The organism is Vulgatibacter sp., from assembly GCF_041687135.1.
Taxonomy (GTDB): Bacteria; Myxococcota; Myxococcia; order Myxococcales; family Vulgatibacteraceae; genus JAWLCN01.
The window spans coordinates 233,812-255,358 of record NZ_JAWLCN010000004.1 but is presented as its reverse complement, the minus strand read 5'-3'; the positions used below and the strand labels follow the sequence as shown (position 1 = coordinate 255,358).

The following is a 21,547-nucleotide window of genomic DNA, read 5'->3' as shown; positions in this document are numbered from 1 at the left end:
CGGGCTGCGGGCCTCTCGGCTGGGGGGTGAACCCCCGTGAGCCTGCAGGGGAGTCGGGGAAAAGGCTTTCGCGAGGGCGAATCGTAACCGAGCCCGGATGGGTGTCAACCAGCCGACCGGCGCAGCAGGAGCAGGAAGAAGGGCCCGCCGGCGAGGGCGGTGAGCGCGCCGACGGGAAGCTCCGTCCCCAGGGGCACGAAGAGGACCCGCGCCGCGGTGTCGGCGAGGACGAGGAAGGCGGCGCCGCCGAGGGCGGAGGCGGGAACGAGGAGGCGCTGATCGGGGCCGAGGAGGAGCCGGACCAGGTGGGGAACGAGCATGCCCACGAAGGCGACGAGGCCGGTGAGGGAGACGGCGACCGCCACCGCCAGCGACGAGGCGAGGAAGATCGAGGCGCGGACCCGGGGGACGTCGATCCCCAGCGAGGCGGCGCCGTCGTCGCCCAGGGCGAGGAGGTTGAGGGCGTTGCCCTGCGCTGCGAGCACGGCGGTGGAGACGACGGTGGCGGCGAGGGCGAGGGCCAGGGTCCCGTAGCTCTCGTAGCCGATCGCGCCGGTGAGCCAGAAGAGGAGTTCCTGCGCCTTCTCCGGCGAGACCACGGTCTTGAGCAGGGTGATCACCGCGGCGGCGAAGGAGTTGAAGATCACGCCGGTGAGGAGCGTGCGGGTGGGATCGAGCCTGCCGTTGCTCCGCCCCGCGGCGAAGGCGAGGAGAGTGGCGAGGGCGGCGCCCACGAAGGAGAGGATCGCCACCGCGCCGCCGCCCAGGGCAGGCAGGGCGAGCAGGCCGCCGCCGACCAGGGCGAGGGTGCCGCCCAGGGCGGCGCCGCCGGAGACGCCGAGGACGAAGGGATCGGCCAGCGGGTTGCGCAGGAGCCCCTGGTAGGCGGCGCCGGCAGCGGAGAGGCCGAGGCCGGCGATGGCGGCGAGGAGCAGCCGCGGCATGCGCAGGCCGAAGAGGATCCGCCCGTCGAGGGAGTCGGGACGGGAGAAGGCGGCGAGCAGATCGATCGGCTCGGCGCCCACCGTGGCGGCGAGGAGGATCGAGGCGAGGAGGAGCGCGCCGAGCACGCCGAGGGCGGTGGCGAAGCGGCTCATCGAGAAGCGGCGCCCGACGGTCGGGGTCGCTGCAACCGCCACCAGGCGATCGGCGTGGGAGGTCATTTCGGCGCCTCCTCGCCGAGGAGCCGGGCCAGCTCGCGAAGCGCCTCCACCATCCGGGGACCGGGGCGGAAGAGGCCGGGCGAGCGCAGGGCGCGGACCCTGGCGCCGAGGCCGGGGATCGGCGCGCCGCCGCCGTGGCCCCCGGTGACGTCGACGACCAGCTCCGGCGCTGCGGCGAGGGCCGCTTCGGCGGAGAGGGTGGGGTAGGCGCCGGTTGCGGTGCCGGCCACGTTCTCGCCGCCTGCGGCGACGAGGAGCTCGTGGGCGAAGGAGGCGGGCCCCGCCACCACCAGCGGTTTCCAGGCGTAGACGAGGAGGGCCTTGCGCTGCGGGCCCGCCGCAGCCGCCGCGCGCGTGCTCTCGATCGCCGCCCGGATCCGGGTGGCGAGGGCCTCGCCACTGGCAGCATCACCCAGCGCCTTGCCCACCGCGCGGATCGCCTCGAGGGTCTCGGCGACGGTGTCGAGCGGGAGCACGAGCACCGGGATCCCGAGCTGGGCGAGGCGCTCCACCGCGCCGCGGTTGCCGGGCGACGGCTGGACGAGGACGAGATCCGGCGCCAGCGCGAGGACCGCCTCGGGCGAGGGATCGAGAAAGCCCCCGACCCGCTGCAGCCCCTGCACCTCGGGGGCGTCGTCGTAGCGCGAGACGCCCACCAGCGCGCCGCCCCTGCCGAGATCGAGGACGATCTCGGTGAGGGAGGGCGCCAGGGTGACCACCCGCTGCGCCGCCCCCTTCGGCGCGGATCCCAGCCAGTGGGGCGCCGCCGCGAGGGCGGGCGACGACCAGCAGAGGAGGACGGCGAAGAGGGCGAGCAGCGTGCGCATCACGGGGCGGCGAGGACGTCGGAGTTGAACTCCCAGCCTGCCTCGACCACGGGGCAGACGTCGACCTTGGTGGCGGTGCCGTCCGCCTCCACCGCGAAGAAGCCCATGCCGCCGGCGTCGGCGACGAAGAAGCGGCCTTCGGCGGTGGGATCGAGGGAGATCTGCGAGGGGCCGCCGCCGGTGGCGATCCGGTTGGTCACGGTGCCGGTGGTGGTGTCGAGGATCGCCACCTCGCCCTGCCAGTAGGAGTCGGTGCAGGCGACGTAGAGCAGATCGCCGTCTGCCGCCAGGTAGCCGGCGTTGGTGCAGGTGCTGCCGAGATCGATCAGCGCCTTCGCGCCGGTCTCGGGGTTGTAGCTGCCGAGGCGGCCGTTGCCCGCGGGGGCGTACTCGCCGTCGAGGTTGTTGAGCGCCACGTAGACCACGTCCCGCACCACCGCCACGCCGGCGGGGTAGGCCTTGCCCTCGACGCCGGTGAGCTCGAGCGCCACCGCGTCGCCCTTGACGCCGACGGCGCCGGAGAAGTCGACGGGGATCACCACGTCGGCGAGCCAGGAGGAGACCCAGAGGGTGCCGGCGCTGTCGAAGGCTGCGGACATGGGGTTGATGTTCTCGCCGAGGGCCACCGCGTCGGAGACCCGCGGCGCCGCGGGATCGGCGAGGTCGACCACCGAGATGCTGTTGCTGCCGGAGGCGACCACGTAGGCCTTCGTGCCGCGGACGATCACCTGGTTGGGCGCAGCGCCCACGACGACCGAGCCCACCTGCCGCATGGTGGCGCGATCGAGGACGTAGAGGGTCTGGTCGAGGCTGCCGATGGCGAGGAGGAGGTCGTCGCCGTAGAGCGCCAGCGACTGGGGGCCGTCGATGCCGGTGGCCTTCGGGCTGGTGACGGCGTTGGTCGCCTTGAGCAGGGGGACGACGCTGCCGTCGGTGAAGCAGGCGGCGTAGAGGTTGCCCACGGCGCAGACGCCGCCGAGGCAGGAGGTGCCGCCGCCGCAGACCACGCCGCAGCCGCCGCAGTTCTGCTCGTCGGTGCGATCGTCCACGCACTGCATCGATCCTGCGACCTCGCAGGCGATCCCCTCGGCGCAGGTGAAGACGCAGGCGCCGTCGGTGCACGTCTCGCCTGCGCCGCAGATGGTGCCGCAGGCGCCGCAATTGTCCTCGTCGGTCATGGGATCGATGCAGAGGATGGTGCCCTCCACGTCGCATTCGAGGCCGGTGCAGGCGCCGGTTACGCAGGCCCCCGCCTCGCAGATCTCGCCGGTGCCGCAGGTGGTGCCGCACGCGCCGCAGTTGCGCACGTCGCTCTGCGTGTCGACGCACGATGTGCCGCAGGCGGTCTCGTCGCCGGTGCAGGTGCAGGCGCCGTCGGTGCAGAGCTGGGCGGTGCCGCAGGTGTTGTCGCAGCCGCCGCAGTGGCGCTCGTCCTGGGCCACGACGACGCAGCTGCCGCCGCAGAGCGCCTCGCCGCCGGCGCAGACGCAGGCGCCGTCGACGCACTCGAGGCCGGTGCCGCAGACGTTGCCGCAGCCGCCGCAATTGGTCTTGTCGAGGCCGACGTCGGTGCACTGGCCGTCGCAGTAGACGTCCGAGGCGCAGACGGGCTCGCCGTCGTCACAGCCGGCGAGCAGGGCGATGCAGAGGAGCGGCAGCAGCCGCACGAGCGTCTTCATTCGTTGTTCTCCATGCTGCTGCGCGCGCCGCCCTCCGGCGACTGGGCGCGAAGCGTGAGCGTGAACGCCCTGCCGGCCTGGGGGTAACCCAGCTGATCCACCAGCGGCGCGTCGAAGGCGTTGTCGATCTGGCCGGAGAGCCAGAGGGTCCAGGGAAGGCTGACGAGGCGCACGCCGGCGCCGGCCGAGACGGTGGTGGCCTCGGGGAGCGCGAACGTGTTGGTGCGGTTGATGAACTGCTCCGACTGGTGGCTCGCCGAGGCGAAGGCCTCGTAGCCGTCCGCGCGGTAGACGGCTCGGAGGTGGAGCCGGTGCGCGGGGCGGTAGGGCAGCTCCTTCTTCCAGATGTGCGGCGCGTCGCGGAGGTTGCGGGTCTGGGCGAGGCTGTAGCTGCCGCCGACGGTGAGCTGCCGCAGCGGCTGCAGCGAGAGCTCCACCTCGCCGCCGCGGATCTCGGCGTCGTCGAAGTTGGCCGGCTTGCTCACCATCGCCCCTGCCAGCTCGTAGAGGATCAGGTCCTCGATTCGCGAGTAGAAGCCGGTGAGCTGCACCAGCGTCCGGGGGAGCCGGAGCACCGCGCCGCCGTCCACGGTCCAGCCGGACTCCGGATCGAGCGCGGGGTTGGCCTTGACGCCGGCCTGCTCGAAGTAGAGCTCACCCAGGCTCGGGGCCCGGAAGGTGCGGCCCCAGTTGCTGCGGAGCTCGATCGCCTCGAGGGGCCGCCAGGCCACGCCGATCCGCGGCGAGAGACCCTCGTGCTTGCCCACCTTCTCCCAGCGCAGCGCCGGCGCGACGGTGACGCTGCTGCCGAGGTAGAGCTCGTCGCCGAGGGAGAGGGCGACCCGCTCCCGCTGGCGATCGGCATGGTAGGGGCTCCGCAGCCACTCGCTGCCGAGCGCCACCTCCGCGTGGAGGAGCGTCCAGCCGGTGGGCGCCAGCTCGGCGCCGGTGCGGGCGAGGAGCACGTTCTCGATCTGCCAGGGCTTGCCGGCGTCGTCGGTGAAGGGCTGGCAGAGGACGCCGCAGGCGGGGCGGTCGGACCAGACCGCCACCTCGTCGTGCCGCAGCTCGACGCCGCCGAAGAGGCGCACGTCCGCGTGGGGATCGCCCTCGATCCGAAGCGCGGTGAGGAGGCGCCACTCGTCCCTGCGGTGATCGTCGGGGAAGTAATAGGTCCCGGCGAGCCCCCTGCTGCCGAGACTCCCCAGGGCGAGGGCGTGGATAACGGTTCCCTCGCCGAGATCGAGGCGGCCCTTGAGCAGGGCGCTCAGGTCGGTGGCGTCGTTGTTCTCGACGGTGCGGCGGGTCCTGTCGCCGGGGTTGGCCTCCGGGGTGGGATCGTAGAGCCCCTCGTAGGCGCCGCTGGTGTCGCGGTACGTGATCGCCGCCAAGCCCGTCGCCGCGCCGGTGCCGCCCCAGGCAGCGCCGTCGACCGCATAGGAATCGAACGATCCGGCGGAGAGTCGGACCGAGCCGCCGACCTCGTCGCGCAGGGCGCGGGTCTCGAGGAGGGCGGCGCCGCCCAGGGCGCCGGAGCCGTAGCGGGCGCCCTCGTTGCCGCGCAGCACGGTGATGCGCTCGAGGAGCGCTGCGGGAATGGTGCGCAGGTCGACGCCGCCGCCCGCAGCGGCGTTGAGGGCGATGCCGTCGAGGAGCACCAACGACTGCTCCGACGAGCTGCCGCGGAGCCTCAGGGTGGCGCCGCCAGGGGCCCGGTGGATCCGCGTGCCCGGCGCGTGGAGGAGCAGATCCGCCACATCGATCTGCTGCCCCGCGAAGTCCTTCGTCTCGACCACCGTGCCGAAGCCGGTGGGCTCCTCGGCGACGGTGGGTTCGGGGGGCGGCGCCTCCGCGTCGGCGGTCACCGTCACGGTTCCCAGGCGCACGTCCTCCTCGCCGGCGGCGACGGCGGGAGCGACGAGGAGCGCCGCTGCGAGGACATGAGGGCAGGGCCATCCGCGCAGGCTCGTGCGCCTGCGGAGGCCGGGCCGAAGGGCCAGCATTTCCACCTCGCAGCCCCTTCTCGCGCGGGGTCGCGAACGCGGCTCTTCGCCGCTTCGGAGGGAGCGCCGGCGCGACCATCGCACCGGGGACGAGCTCTCTCCTCGACTGGCCGCGGGCAGGTTTCCTGGCTCCCGGGTGCAGGGGCTTCTTCGCCCTGCGAGACCCCCGGCCTTCCCCTCCCAAGGGAGAGTGGCCGCTACGCTGGGGATCTCTTCGCCCGGTTACAGTGGCGGGACCGCGCCGGAATCACACCGGCTTCCCTTTTCCCGTGTCTTCCACGGGCACCCACGGCTTTCCGTCCGGCGCGCAACCTAGTCGCGCGCCCGGCCGGCAGTCAAGCGGGCGTGCCAGCGGCCCCCGGTGCATGCGGCGCTGCCGGGCGCGGTACCCGCGCAGCCGCGCTTGACAGCGAACCGCCCTCTCTCTACGTTTGGTTGACTCAAGCAACCATGTGGGTGTCGACGCATGACCGGTGCATCCAGGATTCCCGTGGCCCAGGCGCGCGAGCTGAACGAGGTGCTCGCGGCTCTGGTGCATCTGCTCGGTATGCAGAGCGAAGAGCAGGTGTGTTGTCACGACATCACGCTCTCGGAATACCGGGCGCTGCGCGCGACCAGCGAGCGAGGGCTGCCCGCGATCCAGGATTTCGTGCAGGACCTGGGCGTGAGCAAGAGCGGCGCAACGCGGATCATCGACCGCCTCGAGAAGAAGGGGTACGTGGAGCGCGTACGGGACCTTCACGACGACGCGCGGTTCTGCTGCGTTCGTCTCCTGCCAGCGGGCGAGCGCCTCGTGGAACGGATCGAAGCGGAAACGATCCCGCAGCGCCAGGCGCTGCTCGCTGCCATCGATCCAAGTAGGCGGGCCGAGGTCCTCGATGCACTGCGCGTTCTTCAGCGAGCCGTGCAGGGCCTGCGGCCCACGTAAATTCGCCATCGGGCGAGCTACCCGATTTTTCCTGGTCCGATGGTTGAGTGATTCAACCAGTTCAGCGAGGTGGTCGCCAGCGAGCTGGTTGGACCTCGACAGGCGAGCGGAGGCGAGAATGAACGAGCGCGCGCTGATCACCGGCCTTTGCGCCGCACAGGTGGTCGGCATGCTCGGACACGCCGGCTTCATCGGCCAACTTCCCGAGCTCCGTGCCGCGTGGTCGCTCTCGCCTTCGCAGGCCGGTTGGATCGTCGGCGCGTTTCACGGCGGCTATGCGCTCGCCGTACCCATCCTTCTTTCGGCCACCGACGGCTATGGCGCGCGAAGGATCTACCTGGGCGCCGCGTGTGGAAGCATGGCGGGCGCGCTCCTCTATGCTCTGGCGGTCCGCGGCCCCGGGACCGCCGCCGTCGCACAGCTCCTGATGGGCGCGGGCCTCGCCGGCACCTACATGCCGGGTCTCCGGCTGTTGGGCGAGCGGGTCGGCGTTGCGTTCCAATCGCGGGCGATCGCGCTCTATACGGGCTGCTACGCACTCGGGACCAGCGCCTCGTTTCTCTTCGTCGGGTCGATCGGCCAGCAGCTCGGCTGGCGCTGGGCTTTCGGCCTGGCTGCGATCGGGCCGGCGCTTTCGTTCGTGGCGATCGCCGTCCTCGTTGGCGGCTCGAACGGCGCTGCGCCGGTGCGCACGCAGCTGCTCCAGAACGCGTTTTCGAGATGGAAGCTCGTGCTGCAGGACCGATCGGCCACGGCCCGCGCGATCGCCTATGCGGCGCACAACTTCGAGCTCTTCGGGCTCTGGTCGTGGGTCGTGGGCTTCCTGGCCTTCGCCTACGCCCAGCGGCCGGACGATGCCCTTCGACCCGATCCGACGGTGATCGCCGCGGCGCTTACGCTGCTGCTGCTGCCGGCGAGCCTCGCGGGAAACGAGCTCGCCGAGCGCCTCGGCTGGCGACGATTGGTCGTCGGCATCATGTCCGCCTCGGCGCTTCTCGGCTGCGCACTCGGGATCGTTGCCGGCGGCGTGCCGTCGTGGGTTCTGCTTGCGCTGCTTCTCGTCTACGGAGCTTTGGCCGCAGCGGACTCGGGGGCCCTCACATCGAGTCTGGTCCGCGGGGCGGATCCCGCGCTGCGCGGAACGACGATGGCGTTCTATTCGACGGTCGGCTTCACAGGCGCGTTCGCCGGACCGCTCGCCTTCGGGATCGTCCTGCATCGCTTCGGCTCGGAAACGGCGCAGGGCTGGAGCGTCGCGTTCGCCGTGCTGGGGCTGGGCGCATCGGTCGGACCTGCAGCGCTCGTCCTCCTCGACCCGGCCCGCCGCGTGCCGGCCCGCATTCCACCCGACATCGCCACTGGAGGAAGCCATGACGAATCAGATGCCCAATGTTTCGCCTGCGGATCTCGAGATCCCCTCGCAGGAGAGGCTCGCCCCGGCACGGCACCTGGTGCACCGGCCTCGCATCCTTCTGCTCTACGGATCGCTGCGGGAGCGATCGTACAGCCGGCTGCTCACCCTCGAGGCCGAGCGCCTGCTGCGGCACTTCGGTGCGGAGACCCGGGTCTTCGATCCCCGTGGGTTGCCGCCACCGGACAGCGTCCCGACCGACCATCCCAAGGTCGTCGAGCTGCGGGAGTCCTCGCTCTGGTCGGAAGGGCAGGTGTGGTGCTCGCCGGAGCGCCACGGCACGCTTACCAGCGTCTTCAAGAGCCAGATCGATTGGCTGCCGCTCGAGAGTGGCGGCGTGCGGCCGACGCAGGGGCGCACCCTGGCCGTGATGCAGGTGTCGGGGGGCTCGCAATCCTTCAACACGGTCAACGCGCTCCGCGTATTGGGTCGGTGGATGCGGATGGTGACGATCCCGAACCAATCGTCGGTGCCCAAGGCCTTCCAGGAGTTCGACGACGCCGGACGGATGCGCGCCTCTCCGCTCTACGACCGCGTCGTGGACGTCATGGAGGAACTGGTCAAATTCACGCTCCTGGTACGCGAGCGCTCCGACTATCTCGTCGATCGGTACAGCGAACGGAAGGCGGTCCGGCCGGCGCCGGAGACGAACGACCTCAGCTCCATCGCGATGGAGCACGAGGCGAAGCGAGCAGGATCGTCGCGATGAAGATCCTCTGGCTGTCGGACCTGCACGTGACGGCACCCGGCGCGCCTGCGCCCGCGGGCGTCGATCCCAATCGGCGCTTGCGCAGCGCTCTCGACCACGCGGTCGCGCGACACGCCGACGCCGATCTGCTGGTGATCACCGGAGACCTGGTCCAGGGTCGCAGTGCTTCGGCCTATCCCGTTCTTCGCGGGGTGCTGGCGGACCTGACCATCCCCGTGCGCCTGCTCCTCGGCAACCACGACGATCGGGACGCCTTCTTCGACGCATTCCCGGACGCACCGAGAACGGACGGGTATGCCCAGTTCATGGAGAAGATCGGCGGCTACAGGGTCGTCTACCTCGACACGCTCGCCGCCGACGGGAAGCACCATGGGGAGTTGTGCGCACGCCGTCTGGAGTGGCTCGAGCGCGTCCTGGCGGACGGAGACGAGCCGACGCTCATCTTCATGCACCATCCGCCCTTCGACGTGGGCGTCCCGGGGCTCGATGCCTTGAAGCTCGTCGACGGCGATCGATTCGCGTCGGTGCTGCAGCCGGCAGCCGTTCGTCAGATCTTCTGCGGCCACCTCCATCGATCGGTGGGCGGATCATGGAGTGGCATTCCGGTTTCCGTGATCAAGAGTCCACACGTCGGATTTGCGCTCGAGATGACGGAACGGAAGCTGGTGCGGAGCGACGACGCTCCCGGATACGGCGTGGTGCTCGCGGATAGGGAGGGCGTTGTCGTGCACCTCGAGGAACTCACGTCGCCGATCGAACGTGGATAGTCCCCGGGGAACGGGAGCTGCCCGGCGCAGTGGTGCGCTGGGCCGGTTCGCCGGAGACGCCCGCCAGGGTGAGGAGCCGCGCGGCCAGCGTGGCGCACGTGCGAAAACCATGGCCGGCTCCCTCGGAGCGCCGGTGGCGAGGGGAGCGGGGTGGCGACCGCGCCGCCTTCTCGTGCGGGGTCGCAATCGTGGAGGGCAGTCAAGCAGACGACAGGGCGCAGGCAGCGGGCCTCGCAAGTGGGGGCGGCCCGGGGATACGACTCGGCCGAGACGCTGGCGCGCGAGGTGCGGGGATGATCGCCTACAGCCGATGGACGGTGCTGCCGCACGGGCCGTGGCGGGAGCTGGCCGAGAACCTCTGGTGCGTCGAGGGGACCCTCGCCGGCGGGATGAGCGGCTGGCCGCGGACCATGACGGTGGTGCGGCGCTCGGACGGCACGCTCGTGATCCACAGCGCCGTGGCCCTCGACGAACCGTCGATGACGCGGCTCGAGTCGTGGGGCGAGCCGGCGATCCTCGTGGTGCCGAACGGCTCGCACCGGACCGACGCGCGCGTCTTTGCGGCGCGGTACCCCGGGCTGCGGATCTACTGCCCGATCAACAACCGCGAAAACGTCGAGCAGGCGGTACGGGTCGACGGCAGCTACGACGACTTCCCTGCGGACGCTGCGGTGCAGGCCGAGCATCTCGATGGCGTCAACCGCTGGGAGGGCGTGCTGCACGTCCGCTCCCGTGACGGCGTCACGCTGGTCTTCGCCGACGTGGTCACCTGGGTGCGGGATCTGCCGGAGCCCGGCCGCTCGGCGGTGGAGTCCGGCGGGTTCGTCGATCCGCTGCCGACCTTCGCGCCCTTCGCGAGGGCGGGCCTGCTGCGCGACGCGCCGGCCCTGCGTGCGCATCTCGAACGGCTCGCAGCGATCCCGGATCTGGTGCGCGTGGTGCCGGGCCATGGCGATGTGATCCACGAGGATCCGGCGGGGGCGCTGCGGGCGATCGCCGCCAGCCTTTGACGGCAGAGCGGCCCGGCCTCCTCGGAAGGGAGTCGGGCCGCCTGCTGCGTCGGTCCGTTTCAGCGCGCGGCGGAGAGGGTCGTCTGCCCGCACCGCACCTCCATCCAGGCGAGGTCGGTAGGACCGTCCACCTTGAGCCGCTCCTTGTGCTTGCGGAAGAGCGCCGGCCCGATCCCCTTGACCCGGATGACCCCCCAGGCACGAAGGCGATGCCCACCCGGAGCCAGATCGGTTTCTCGAGACCAGTGCGCTCGCGGAAGGTGTAGACCCTGCCCGGCGTCCTCGGTCTGGCGAGCCCGGCGGGGCACCTCCCTCCGACGATTCGAGACGCGAAGGAGTCCGAGATGCGAGCAACGAGGCGCGTGCTTCTGTCGTGGAGCAGCGGCAAGGACTGCGCCTGGGCGCTGCACGAGCTCCGGCGCGATCCCACCGTCGAGGTCATCGGCCTCCTGACGGTGATCGACGAGGGGGCGGGGCACGTCCCGATGCACCACACGCCCCGGGATCTCGTTCGAATGCAGGCAAGTCGGACCGGGTTGCCGCTGCACGAGGTCCATTGGACGGCCGACGCCACCGGCGCGGCGTATGAGCGCGAGATGCGCGCGGCGCTCGAGCGCATCCGCGCTCTCGGCGCGACCGACGTGGCGTTCGGCGACATCTTCCTCGCCGACCTGCGGGCCGAACGGGAGCGGAAGATGCGCGAGACGGGATTGGGCGTGCTCTTTCCCCTGTGGAATCGGGACACGGGCGAGCTGGCCCGGGAGATGATCCGCGGAGGGCTTCGGGCGCGCATCACGTACGTCGACACCGATGTCCTGCCCGTGGAGCTGCTCGGCCGGGAGTTCGACCGGTCCTTCCTCTCCGAGCTGCCGGGCAGCGTCGATCCCTGCGGGGAGCACGGCGAGTTCCACAGCCTGGCCTTCGCAGGCCCGATGTTCTCGTCGCCCATCGACTTCCGGGTCGAGGAAGCTGCCGGGCGCCATCTGCGGCTGGGCCGGCCCACGGGTTGAGCGTCGGGCCGACAAGGCTGCGAGGCGGCTGCGGCGCAAGTCGACGGGCCGGACCGGCGGGCGTGGGGCGATGCGGAAGCCGCCTGGGCCCGGGCACGACCGTCGCGATGGCCTCCCGCAAACATCCGCAGGTCGCAACTCGGGATGAGAAAAGAATGCTGGCGGCGGAGCGCCTGCACAGCCATGCGCTTCGCGCGATACCTCCACCGTTCGCGGCGCGTCTCGACGCGTCGCGAGCAGCGAAGTGGGTTCTTCACGTCCGGGAGCGTCCGCTGCCGAGCCGGCCGGAATCGCGGGCAGGGGCTCGCTGGGGGCGAGGCGCCGCTGTCCAACGGGGCTGGGCGAAGTAGCGAACCAAGAAGTCGAGGAACACCCTGGTACGCACGGGCAGACGCTTGCTCTCCGTCACCATCGCGTAGATGCCGATCTCCGCCCGCCGGTGCTCTCCGAGCACGAGACGGAGCCGGCCCGCCTCTACGTCCGACGCAACCATGAAATAGGGCACCACGGCCAGGCCAAGACCGGCCAGCGCGGCACGCCGGAGGACGGTGCCGTCCGTGGCGACGAAGTTGCCGCGCGCCGGCACGGAGTAGGATCGCTCCGGGCTCCGAAAGCGCCACTCGCCCGACAGCGGCACGTTGGCATAGTGCAGGCAGTTGTGACCCACGAGCGCCTCGGGAGTCTCGGGGACACCCGCTCGCTCGAGATAGTCGGGTGAAGCGCATACCACGAGGCGATCCGCGGCAAGCCGCCTCGCAATCGCGCTGGAGTCCGCGAGCCGGCCCACGCGGACTACCACGTCGAAGCGACCCTCCACCATGTCCGTGAGCCGGTCGTCCGTCGTGAGGTGCACCTCCACCTCCGGGTACTCGTCGAGGAACTCGGCGACCGCCGCTGCCAGGTACATCTGCGAAAAGGTGACGGGGGCACTCACCCGCAGCACGCCTCTCGCCTCCGAGGTGGCGGTCGCCACGGCGGCCTGTGCCGCGGATGCCTCCTCCAGCACCCTGGCACAGTGCTCGTAGAACCGAAGCCCCTCTGCGGTGAGCGCCAGCTTGCGGGTGGATCGCCGCAGGAGCTGGACGCCAAGCCGCTTCTCCAGTTGCGTGATGCGCTTGCTGACCCCCGACTTGGCGATGCCCGACTGGCGCGCAGCCGCACTGAAGGATTGGAGCTGCACGACCCGCGCGAACAGCGCCATCGATGGTAGGAGCTCGAGATCGAAGGCGGACATCGTTCTCATCTCGGAAACAGTGTTTTGGCCTGGCCGATCGTAGTTCGCCGACGCTCCTGGCGCTATCTCTCTCCTCGTTCGAAGCATCCACAAGACGAGGAGATCAAATCATGAAGACGATCAAACGCGACGAACTGAAGGCGATCCTCGACCGCGGCGAGGCGATCACGCTCCTCGAGGCGCTGCCCGAGAAGTACTACTCGGCGGGCCATCTCCCCGGCGCCCGCAACTTCCCCCACGACCAGGTGGCAACCCTCGCCCCGAAGTTGCTCGGCGACAAGGGCGCCAACGTCGTCGTCTATTGCGCCAGCGAGACGTGCGAGAACTCGACGCTCGCGGCGCGGGAGCTGGAAGCGCTCGGCTACGGCAGCGTGCGCGTGTACGTCGACGGCAAGAAGGACTGGGAAGCGGCAGGCTTCCCCCTCGAGCGCTAATCCCCACGAACCCATTCGCGGAGGCACACCATGTTGCGTAGGCTTCTCTCGACGACCAACGATTCCGGGCCCCTGATCGCCCGGCTCGTCCTCGGGTTCGTGATGTTCCCCCACGGCGCCCAGCATGCCCTCGGCTGGTTCGGCGGCTACGGATTCGGCGGGACCTTCGGCTGGATGACGGAGACGCTCGGCTTCCCCACTCCGCTGGCGGCGCTTGCGATCGTGACGGAGCTGATCGCGCCGATAGCCCTCGTGCTCGGGATCGGCGGGCGGTATGCCGCGCTGGGAATCGGCGGGCTCATGCTCGGCGCAGCGAGCACCCACGTGCAGCACGGCTTCTTCATGAATTGGTTCGGCGCGATGCCGACGGGCGCGGAGGGCTACGAGTACCACCTGCTCGCGCTCGCCCTCTCGGCAGTTGTCGCGATCAAGGGTAGCGGCGCCTACTCGGTCGATGGGCGCCTCTTCTCCGGAGAGGTAGCCGTCGGATCGGCCGCCACCAGCATCGCACGCGCGGCGTGAGCCTTTGCGACCCGGCGCGCCGGACGGTTCCGCTCCTGCGGCGCCGCGCGCTCGTTCGTACGGGCGAGCATCGCGCAGCTTCTTGCATCCCCTGCGCGTCGCAGCGCGGTACTCGGCGGGGGTGAGCCAGCCCAGCGCCTGGTGCGGACGCTCGGTGCCATAGCGGGCAATCCTGGCGAGCGGCGCCTCGCGCACCTCGGCCGCGCTGTTCCAGTCGCGCAGCCAGACTTCTTCCTTCATCGTGCGGATCGGCCGCTCGACCACCGCGTTGCCACCCGCCCTCCGATGATGCGCCACGACGCCTCGCGCTTCGTGAGCACGGTCATCGGGTCCGTCGCGATCCGCCGGCTCGGCTCGGGAGCGATCACGTGACCACGCCGCGGCTCGCGAGGCGACGAGGCGCCGAGGAGCTCGGCTCGGTGACGTTCGCCGCAACGAGAGCGGCCCGGCCTCCTCGGAAGGAAGCCGGGCCGCCTGATGCGTCGGGCCGCTTCAGCGCGCGGCGGAGAGGGTCGTCTGCCCGCGCCGCACCTCCATCCAGGCGAGGTCGGTGGGACCGTCCACCTTGAGCCGCTCCTTGTGCTTGCGGAAGAACGCCGGCCCGATCCCCTTCACCCGGATGATCTCCCACGGACGCTGGAAGGGCCGTTTCTGCCGCATCTCGATGATCCGCCGCGCGGTGGCGGGGCCGACGCCGGGGAGCAGGGCGAGCTGCTCGGCGGTGGCGGTGTTGAGGTTGAGCGAGCCGACGAGCTCGCCTCCCTTCCGGGAGGCTGCAGCAGCGTCACCGGCGAAGCCCGCCAGGCCGAGGAGCAGCGCCGCCAGCGCGGCGCAACGTGCGAGAACCATCGCCGCCTCCATCAGAACGCCGCTTCTGCAGCAGCGAGCGGAAGCGGGGTGGCGACGGCGCCGTGGCTGCGGCCGATCCCGTTCGAGGACTCGTTGTGCTGCGGCGCCTCTTCCCGCCACTCCCGCATGTGCAGCTTGCCGTCGAGCGGCTGCGCGTCGAGGTAGAGGCTGAAGGAACCGTCGCGGTTCACGAAGGCGATGCCCACCCGGAGCCAGATCGGCTTCTCGAGACCACTGCGCTCACGGATCGTGTAGACCGCCCACTTCTTCCTTCCCGTACCCTCCATGCTTCCCTCCAGGCCAATTGCCGCCGGTCCGTCCGGCGGGTGGAGGGGGAGGGTGCGCGGCCCGTGCCGCCTGGCGCCGCCGCGATCCCGGCGGGTTGCGGCGGCGCGTGGGGGAACGGCAGCCGGGCCGGCCCGGCTGCCACTCTCCCGCGGGGCTCGTACGTTGCCCACTCGCCCCGCTGGCGCTCAGCGGACGAGGAGCTGATCGACGAACCAACCGTCGAGGTTCGCAGCCCCGTCGACGTCGAGACGGAAGCGGAGCTGGAGCTGGCTCGACCGGGATCCCGTGTCGATCACGTGGGAGCGGAGCTGCCAGCCAGCCGGTCCCGACAGGCTCGCCGCAGGGATCCATGTCCCGCCGTCGAGGGAGTATTCGAGGTGGGCCGCGTCGCTTCCGTCGGTGGCGAGGCTCTGCCTCGACCAGTAGCTCACGACCACCGAGCGCTTCCCGCCGACGTCGATGGGCGGTGTGGTCGCCGCGGCGTCGGTGCAACCGCAGGCGTCGGGGCTGTCCGAGAGGCCCGCGTTTCCCGCGTAGGTCGCGTCGGTGTCGATCCCCCAGGCGCCGCTGGTCGACCATCCGGCGAGGGCCCCCTCGAAGTTCTCCACCAGCAGCGCGTCCTGGGTGGTGAAGGTGTGGGCGAGGACCCCGCCCATCACGTTGCCCGCCTGGTCCCGGATCCCCGCGACCTCGAGGCGGTAGCGGCTCCCCGGCGAGAGGAGCTGCCGGGGCACCAGGCTGGCGAGCCGATTCTCCTCGTCCCAGAAGACCTCCGCTGCCACCGGCATCCCGCTGGTGTCGTCGATGAGCCGGATGCCGGCGAGGCTGGATGCATCGATCGCCTCGTCGAAACCGACGGTGGCGGGGGAGAAGGGATCCACCGCCGACGCACCTGCCGCGGGCTGGGCGCCGATCGCCCGAGGCGGCGTGGTGTCGAGGGTGTTGCCGGTGGTGAATTGCCAGGAGAAATCGGCTGCCGCCCCGGATACGTCGCGGATCCCGCGCACCTCCACCCGGTAGGTCGCGCCCCGGGCGAGGGGATCGAGGGGCTTCAGGGTGGCGGTCCAGCTCCTCGGATCGTAGCTGACCTCCGCCGGGACACCGGAGATGTAGAAGGTGCCTGCGCCGACCGAGCCGGGATCGAGCGGCTCGTCGAAGGTCACCACCACGTCGGTGGTCGGCAGCACGCCGGTCGCACCGAGCGTCGGCTGCTTGTACGCGACGCGCGGCGCAACTCCGTCGCCGGGGGGACCCGCCGTGAACGCCAGCGTGTGGTCGGCGTGGAGGGTGTCGCTCGCCGCGCTGCGCACGCCTGCGTCGCCGCCGTCCACCTCGAGGAGATAGGCCCGCCCCGAGACGAGGCCTGTGGGTGTCACCACCAGGCTCTTGGTGCCGCCGTCCCAGCGCGTGGAGATCGAGGCAGCATTCCCGGTCTGCGCGTCGAGGAGGCGCACGTTCCCGTTGAAGCTGTTGCGATCCATCGCGCTGTCGAAGCGGAGCCAAAGCTTGCCGTCCGCGAACCAGGTTTCGCCGTCCGCCGGCGTCGTCGCGATCACGCGGGGACCGACGGTGACGAGGGCGGTGTCGGTGACGGTGCAGACCCCGTCCGAGACGGTGAGGGTGTAGGCGGTATTGCCCTCGGGCAGCGCCCACGGCTCGGGGGCCGTCGCGTCGGAGAGGCCGCAGGACCAGTTGTCGCAGGTCCAGCCGTAGGCGTAGCCCGGCCCGCCGGGCGTTCCCAGATCCACCAGCTCGCCGCGGCCGACCCGGCGGTCGGGGCCCGCATCCACCGAAGGCGGCTCGCGCACGTCGAAGGTGAGGTAGAGGTTCGCCGAGCAGCCGGACGGATCCTGCACGCTCATCCGGATCTCCTTCCCCTCTTCGGGAACGAAGGCGGGTGTGGTCTGGCCGTGGTGATCGATGCCGGGGTTGCCCTCCAGGTCCCAGTTGCAGCCTGCCGGTGGACCGCCGTCGGCGCTGGTGGAGGCGAGGCAGTCGATCACCACGCTCTCGCCCGCGCAGATGGTGCGCCCGCCTCTGGTGAAGGTCGCCACGGGCTCGGGACGGTGACCGACGCGGATCTCCTGGGCCAGGCTGGCGGTACAACCGAAGGAATCGGTGACGGTGATCCTCGCCGGGGTACCGGTCGCCGTATAGGGGCCGATCCGCGAGGAGGTGGACTCGGTCGTTCCGGAGACGCCGTCGACGTCCCACGCGAAGTTCGCCACCGGCTTGCCGTCCGCATCCCGGGAACCGGAGGCGTCCAGGATCACCGCCTCGCCGTCGCAGATCAGCTCCGAGCCCTAGAGGAACGCCAGATCGATCTCCGGCTCCTCCCGGTAGTCGAGGAATTGCTCCGCCACGTCGGTGCAGCCGTTCTTGTCGGTGACGGTGAGGCGCACCGTGACGTCCTCGGTGTTGCGGTGGGAGAAGGTGGATCCGGTCCCGGAGACGCCGCCGCCGAGGGACCACTCGTGGATGACGGGACCTCCGTTCACGCCGGCGCTGGCGGAGCCGTCCAGCACCACGTCGCCGCCGCGGCACATCACCTGCTGCCCCGCGGCGAAGGAGATCCGCGCCTCCGGTGCCGGGAGCCGCTCGACGGTGACCTGCGCGCTCGACGAGCGATTGTCCGCGTCGGTGACCGTCACCGTATAGGTGGTCGTCTCCCCACCGGTGGCGATCGGCGTGGACGAGGTCGGATCGGAGAGACCTTCGGCCGGCGCCCAGCTGTAGCGATACGGCGGCATGCCACCGGAGGCCCGCGCCGTGAGGGGCACCTCGCTCCCCCCGCAGGTGATCCCGCCCTCGCTTTCGATCCAGGGCGAGAGCCCGTGCTCCTCGCCGACCGGCTTGCCGAAGGTCTCCCGCGCCGGAAGATCGATGAGACGATCCTCGCCGCAGCCTGCTCCTGCCGCGGCCAGCACGACATACGCAAAAGCCCAGCAGGCCGCCTTGCGGCCCGAGCCCCCCTTCACCATCGCCCTACCCCCTGGCCCTCGTCGGCCAACCATCGAACCGCACGGAGGATGGGGTCGGCCTTGCCCTTCGCAAAGCCGCGATCCGGGTTGGCGGGAAGCGCTACACCGCAGGCGCGCGGTGTGCGTTCCTTCTCCGTGGCGATCTCCTGCGCGCCTTTGGAGCGTGTGAAGAAATCGGCCCCGCAGAAGTGGGCTCCGGGCCTGACGGCCGGGGTCAGTTGAGCGGCGTATCGGGCCCGGTGCTCGCCGCCTCGACGACGCCGTAGCGCTGCTCGTAGCGGTGGAGGCTGTCCTGCATCGCGGCCAGCAGCCGCTTCAGGTGGCGGGGCGAGGTGATCACCCGGGAGCGGACCCGCGCCCGCGGCTGCTGCGGCTGCACGTAGATGAAGTCGAGGACGAACTCGGTCTCGGTGTGGGTCACCGTGGCCATGTTCACGTAGCTACCCTGCGCCGTCTCGTCGTCCATGCTGATCTGCAGCTGCATCGTCCCTGCCGGCTTGTCGCTCATTGGCCGTTCCTCCATGGATGCCGCGGACCTACGGCGGTGGCGGCGTGGAAGTCAATGGGCCGTTCTGGTAAGCCGGACGCCGTGCCCCCAGCCTCCACCGACCCCTACGACATCGGCGAGGGACCCGAAGCGGTCCTGCTCCTCCACGGCTTCAGCGGCTCGCCCTGGGAGCTCCACCCGTTGGCGGAGGGGCTCGCCGCTGCGGGCTTCCGCTGCAAGGTGCCGCTCCTCCCGGGCCACGGCGTCGACGCCCACCGGCTGGGCGAGACCGGCGAGGCCGACTGGCTCGCAGCAGCCCACGACGCCCTCGACGCCCTCCTCGCCGAGGGACGCAGGCGGGTCTTCCTCGCCGGCTTCTCCGCTGGCGGCGCCCTGGCCATCCGCATCGCCGCGGAGCGGCCCGGCGATCTCGCCGCCCTGGCGCTGCTCGCCCCGGCCCTCGGCTTCCACGGCAACGCCCGGCTCTACCGCGGCCTCTTCCGCCACCGGCTCCTCTCCCGGCTCTACCCCTACGTCGGCAAGGGGAGCATGGACGTGCGCGATCCGGTGATGAAGCGCGACGCTCCCTACCTCGCGCGCCTGCCCACCGCCGCAGCAGCGCACCTCGACCGCGTGGTCCGCGGCGCCCGCGAGGCGCTGCCGCAGGTGCGGACCCCGGCGCTGGTGCTCTGGGGCGCGCAGGACGCGGTGGTCCCCCGCAGCGCGGCGGAGGAGGCGGCGAAGCGGATCGGCTCCGGCCCTGCGCGCCTCGCGGTCTTCCCGCAGTCGGCGCACCAGCTCGCCCTCGACGTGGAGCGGCAGGCGGTGGCCACCGAGGTGGTCCGCTTCTTCTCCGTCTTCGTCCGACCCGAGACCGGCGCCCCTGCCTGAAGGCAGAGCGCCACGAGGTGACGCATGGCCGGCGACTACGTGCTCTCCATCGACCAGGGCACCACCGGCACCACGGTGCTGGTGCTCGATCGCAAGCTCGACGTGAAGGCGCGGGTGAACCGCGAGTTTCCGCAGCACTTCCCCAAGCCGGGGCAGGTCGAGCACGACCTCGAGGAGATCTGGACCAGCGTGGTCCTCTCGATCAACGAGGCGCTGCGCAAGGCCCGGGTGAAGGGGACGAGCGTCGCCGCGATCGGGATCACCAACCAGCGGGAGACCACCGCGCTCTGGAACCGCCGCACCGGCAAGCCGGTGGGCCGCGCCATCGTCTGGCAGGACCGGCGGACCGCGCCCCTCTGCCGCGAGCTCAAGGAGGCGGGCCACGAGCCGATGATCCGGGAGCGCACGGGCCTCGTGATCGATCCCTACTTCTCCGGCACCAAGCTCAAATGGCTGCTCGATCACGTGCGCGGCGCGAAGGAGCGGGCCCGCCGCGGCGATCTCGCCTTCGGCACCATCGACTCCTTCCTCGTCTGGCGGCTCACCGGCGGCGCGGTCCACGTCACCGACGTCACCAACGCGAGCCGCACCCTGCTCATGAACCTGCGGACGCTGGCGTGGGACGAGGAGCTGCTCGCGCTCTTCGACGTGCCCCGTGACGTCCTCCCGGAGATCCGCGGCTCCTCGGAGATCTACGGCTTCACCAGCAAGGTGCCCGGCCTGCCGGATGGCGTTCCCATCGCCGGGATCGCCGGCGACCAGCAGGCGGCGCTCTTCGGGCAGGCCTGCTTCGAGGTCGGCGACTCGAAGTGCACCTACGGCACCGGCGCCTTCCTCCTCATGAACATCGGCGAGAAGCCGCTCCCCTCGAAGGCGGGGCTGCTCACCACCGTCGCCTGGCGCCTCGGCTCGGGCGAGACCGCCTACGCCTTCGAGGGCTCGAGCTTCATCGCCGGCGCCGCGGTGCAGTGGCTCCGCGACGGCCTCGGCCTGATCGAGAAGGCGAGCGACGTGGAGGTGCTGGCGGCGCAGGTGAGCCACACCGGCGGGGTGGTCTTCGTCCCGGCGCTCGCAGGTCTCGGCGCGCCGCACTGGCGGCCCGACGCCCGCGGCCTCTTCACCGGCATCGATCGCGGCACCACCGCCGCCCACCTGGCCCGGGCGGTGCTCGAGGGGATCGGCTTCCAGATCCACGACCTCGCCGAGGCGATGGAGCGCGACGCCGGGCGGACGATCAAGAGCTTCAAGGTCGACGGCGGCGCCAGCGCCTGCAACCTGCTCCTCCAATTCCAGGCGGACCTGCTCCAGACCCAGGTGGTGCGGCCGAAGATGGTGGAGACCACCGCGCTGGGAGCGGCGTTCCTCGCAGGCCTCGCGGTGGGCGTCTGGTCCTCGAAGGACGCGATCCGGCGGGTGTGGAAGCAGGACAAGCGCTTCACGCCGAAGATGAAGCCCCCGCTGCGCGACGAGAAGCTGGCAGCCTGGCAGGCGGCGGTGGGCAAGGCCTGACCTCCCAGGCGCAACGACCGCCCTGGGGCCCCCTGCCGGGCGGCGGCACGGGCTGCACGGCATGTGCAGCGTTGGGGCATGGACTGGCGCCGTACGATCCCGCTTCTTCTCTGCGCCGGCACCGCCGGTGCGCTCGCTTCGTGCGACCTGCCACCGGGCTTCAACGAGGTCGAGCCCGGGGAAGGGCCCGAGCGCGAGGTCGGCACCGCCGATTTCTCGCCGGTTCCCGAGTTCGGTTTCGGGGCGGAGCCGCTCTGGAACACCGACTTCGTCGGCTGGCAGATCGGCGGCAGCCTCAACTGCGCCGGCACCGTGCCCGGCGGCAACCCCGCCACCGGCGGCGGCTCGAACCCCGCGCCGGTCACCGATCCGATCCCGATCGTCGTCCAGATCTGGGACGGCGTGGAGGATCCCTGCGGCGAGACCCTGGACGAGGGGGATCGGGTGCTGCAGATCGAGCTCTCCGACGTGAGCGCCGGCACCTACAACGCCGGTATCGACTGCGTGGGGCCGCGCACCGCGCGGATCACCTACGGCAAGGTGATCGGCGGCAGGCTCTTCACCAGGACCGGCGTGGAGGGGACGGTGAGCGTCATCGGCGTCGAGGGGCGGATCGATCCCGAGGACGAGACGGTGATCGCTGCGGCGTTCAACGTCCGCTTCGGCGCGCCCATCTCCGATCCCGGCCTCGGCACGGTGATCGGCGGCAACCTGCCAGCGGGCGGCATCCCCCCGGTACAGGGCCAGACACCCGCCACCGGCACCGGCGGCTTCAGCTCGGGCGGCTTCCGCGGCATCGCCCAGTGTTTCTGACCGGCGGCACCATCGGGTTGCACCTGATGTGA

20 protein-coding genes, 2 pseudogenes and 1 riboswitch are annotated in these 21,547 nt (G+C 71.2%); of the genes and pseudogenes, 11 read left to right on the top strand and 11 right to left on the bottom strand.

Features of this window, described 5'->3' with window-relative positions; all coding sequences use genetic code 11:
- Positions 1-104 precede the first annotated feature (104 nt).
- The 4 genes from ACESMR_RS12275 to ACESMR_RS12260 are packed head-to-tail and all read right to left on the bottom strand — an operon-like array spanning position 105 to position 5,672.
- The gene (locus ACESMR_RS12275) at positions 105-1,163 is read right to left on the bottom strand and encodes a FecCD family ABC transporter permease (protein ID WP_373047365.1); all 1,059 of its coding nucleotides are present in this window, start codon (positions 1,161-1,163) and stop codon (positions 105-107) included.
- Positions 1,160-1,990, bottom strand: a complete 831-nt coding sequence (locus tag ACESMR_RS12270) for an ABC transporter substrate-binding protein (protein ID WP_373047364.1) — start codon at positions 1,988-1,990, stop codon at positions 1,160-1,162. Before ACESMR_RS12270 ends, ACESMR_RS12275 begins: the two co-directional genes overlap by 4 nt.
- Positions 1,990-3,669, bottom strand: a complete 1,680-nt coding sequence (locus ACESMR_RS12265) for an MXAN_6577-like cysteine-rich protein (protein WP_373047363.1) — start codon at positions 3,667-3,669, stop codon at positions 1,990-1,992. Before ACESMR_RS12265 ends, ACESMR_RS12270 begins: the two co-directional genes overlap by 1 nt.
- On the bottom strand, positions 3,666-5,672 hold the full coding sequence (locus ACESMR_RS12260; RefSeq protein ID WP_373047362.1) for a TonB-dependent receptor plug domain-containing protein: 2,007 nt from the start codon (positions 5,670-5,672) through the stop codon (positions 3,666-3,668). Before ACESMR_RS12260 ends, ACESMR_RS12265 begins: the two co-directional genes overlap by 4 nt.
- Positions 5,673-5,769: 97 nt before the next feature.
- A riboswitch (cobalamin riboswitch) is annotated at positions 5,770-5,977 on the bottom strand.
- 161 nt (positions 5,978-6,138) lie between these two features.
- Here ACESMR_RS12260 and ACESMR_RS12255 point away from each other — a divergent pair.
- The 6 genes and pseudogenes from ACESMR_RS12255 to ACESMR_RS12230 all read left to right on the top strand — a co-directional run bounded on the left by ACESMR_RS12255 (position 6,139) and on the right by ACESMR_RS12230 (position 11,507).
- A complete protein-coding gene (locus ACESMR_RS12255; RefSeq protein ID WP_373047361.1) occupies positions 6,139-6,600 on the top strand; it encodes a MarR family winged helix-turn-helix transcriptional regulator in 462 nt (153 codons plus the stop codon).
- Positions 6,551-7,783: pseudogene (locus ACESMR_RS12250) on the top strand (MFS transporter); the annotation flags it as partial. The gene ACESMR_RS12255 and the pseudogene ACESMR_RS12250, both read left to right, overlap by 50 nt.
- A 187-nt stretch (positions 7,784-7,970) precedes the next feature.
- Positions 7,971-8,720: an arsenical resistance protein ArsH gene (arsH, locus tag ACESMR_RS12245; protein WP_373047640.1), complete on the top strand. Its 750-nt coding sequence runs from the start codon at positions 7,971-7,973 to the stop codon at positions 8,718-8,720.
- Positions 8,717-9,487, top strand: coding sequence for a phosphodiesterase (locus ACESMR_RS12240; RefSeq protein ID WP_373047639.1), 771 nt, complete (start codon positions 8,717-8,719; stop codon positions 9,485-9,487). Before arsH ends, ACESMR_RS12240 begins: the two co-directional genes overlap by 4 nt.
- Positions 9,488-9,780: 293 nt before the next feature.
- A complete protein-coding gene (locus ACESMR_RS12235) occupies positions 9,781-10,497 on the top strand; it encodes a hypothetical protein (protein ID WP_373047360.1) in 717 nt (238 codons plus the stop codon).
- 344 nt (positions 10,498-10,841) lie between these two features.
- Positions 10,842-11,507, top strand: a complete 666-nt coding sequence (locus ACESMR_RS12230) for an ATP-binding protein (protein WP_373047359.1) — start codon at positions 10,842-10,844, stop codon at positions 11,505-11,507.
- Between the two features lie 253 nt (positions 11,508-11,760).
- Here ACESMR_RS12230 and ACESMR_RS12225 read toward each other — a convergent pair whose 3' ends face one another.
- Positions 11,761-12,741, bottom strand: coding sequence for a LysR family transcriptional regulator (locus ACESMR_RS12225; RefSeq protein WP_373047358.1), 981 nt, complete (start codon positions 12,739-12,741; stop codon positions 11,761-11,763).
- A gap of 110 nt (positions 12,742-12,851) precedes the next feature.
- Between ACESMR_RS12225 and ACESMR_RS12220 the strand changes: the two genes are divergently transcribed.
- Together ACESMR_RS12220 and ACESMR_RS12215 are read left to right on the top strand one after the other, a co-directional pair.
- The gene (locus tag ACESMR_RS12220) at positions 12,852-13,175 is read left to right on the top strand and encodes a rhodanese-like domain-containing protein (protein ID WP_373047357.1); all 324 of its coding nucleotides are present in this window, start codon (positions 12,852-12,854) and stop codon (positions 13,173-13,175) included.
- A gap of 30 nt (positions 13,176-13,205) precedes the next feature.
- Positions 13,206-13,697: a DoxX family protein gene (locus ACESMR_RS12215; protein WP_373047356.1), complete on the top strand. Its 492-nt coding sequence runs from the start codon at positions 13,206-13,208 to the stop codon at positions 13,695-13,697.
- 129 nt (positions 13,698-13,826) lie between these two features.
- On the opposite strand, the pseudogene ACESMR_RS12210 reads toward ACESMR_RS12215, so the two are convergent.
- From ACESMR_RS12210 to ACESMR_RS12185, 6 genes and pseudogenes are all read right to left on the bottom strand, one after another.
- Positions 13,827-13,994, bottom strand: a pseudogene (locus ACESMR_RS12210) (integrase core domain-containing protein); the annotation flags it as partial.
- 195 nt (positions 13,995-14,189) lie between these two features.
- Positions 14,190-14,546 carry a ComEA family DNA-binding protein gene (locus ACESMR_RS12205; RefSeq protein WP_373047355.1) on the bottom strand — a complete coding sequence of 119 codons (357 nt, stop codon included), beginning with the start codon at positions 14,544-14,546 and terminating at the stop codon, positions 14,190-14,192.
- An 11-nt stretch (positions 14,547-14,557) separates the two neighbouring features.
- A complete protein-coding gene (locus ACESMR_RS12200; RefSeq protein ID WP_373047354.1) occupies positions 14,558-14,833 on the bottom strand; it encodes a hypothetical protein in 276 nt (91 codons plus the stop codon).
- 186 nt (positions 14,834-15,019) lie between these two features.
- Positions 15,020-17,107, bottom strand: a complete 2,088-nt coding sequence (locus ACESMR_RS12195; RefSeq protein WP_373047353.1) for an Ig-like domain-containing protein — start codon at positions 17,105-17,107, stop codon at positions 15,020-15,022.
- Between the two features lie 30 nt (positions 17,108-17,137).
- Complete coding sequence (locus tag ACESMR_RS12190; protein ID WP_373047352.1) at positions 17,138-17,815, bottom strand: PKD domain-containing protein; 678 nt, start codon at positions 17,813-17,815, stop codon at positions 17,138-17,140.
- 214 nt (positions 17,816-18,029) lie between these two features.
- Positions 18,030-18,323: a DUF3467 domain-containing protein gene (locus tag ACESMR_RS12185; RefSeq protein WP_373047351.1), complete on the bottom strand. Its 294-nt coding sequence runs from the start codon at positions 18,321-18,323 to the stop codon at positions 18,030-18,032.
- Between the two features lie 54 nt (positions 18,324-18,377).
- Between ACESMR_RS12185 and ACESMR_RS12180 the strand changes: the two genes are divergently transcribed.
- The 3 genes from ACESMR_RS12180 (at position 18,378) to ACESMR_RS12170 (ending at position 21,515) form a co-directional block, all read left to right on the top strand.
- Positions 18,378-19,193: an alpha/beta hydrolase gene (locus ACESMR_RS12180; protein WP_373047350.1), complete on the top strand. Its 816-nt coding sequence runs from the start codon at positions 18,378-18,380 to the stop codon at positions 19,191-19,193.
- Between the two features lie 24 nt (positions 19,194-19,217).
- Complete coding sequence (gene glpK / locus ACESMR_RS12175; RefSeq protein WP_373047349.1) at positions 19,218-20,702, top strand: glycerol kinase GlpK; 1,485 nt, start codon at positions 19,218-19,220, stop codon at positions 20,700-20,702.
- 78 nt (positions 20,703-20,780) lie between these two features.
- Positions 20,781-21,515 carry a hypothetical protein gene (locus ACESMR_RS12170; protein WP_373047348.1) on the top strand — a complete coding sequence of 245 codons (735 nt, stop codon included), beginning with the start codon at positions 20,781-20,783 and terminating at the stop codon, positions 21,513-21,515.
- The last annotated feature ends 32 nt before the right edge of the window (positions 21,516-21,547 follow it).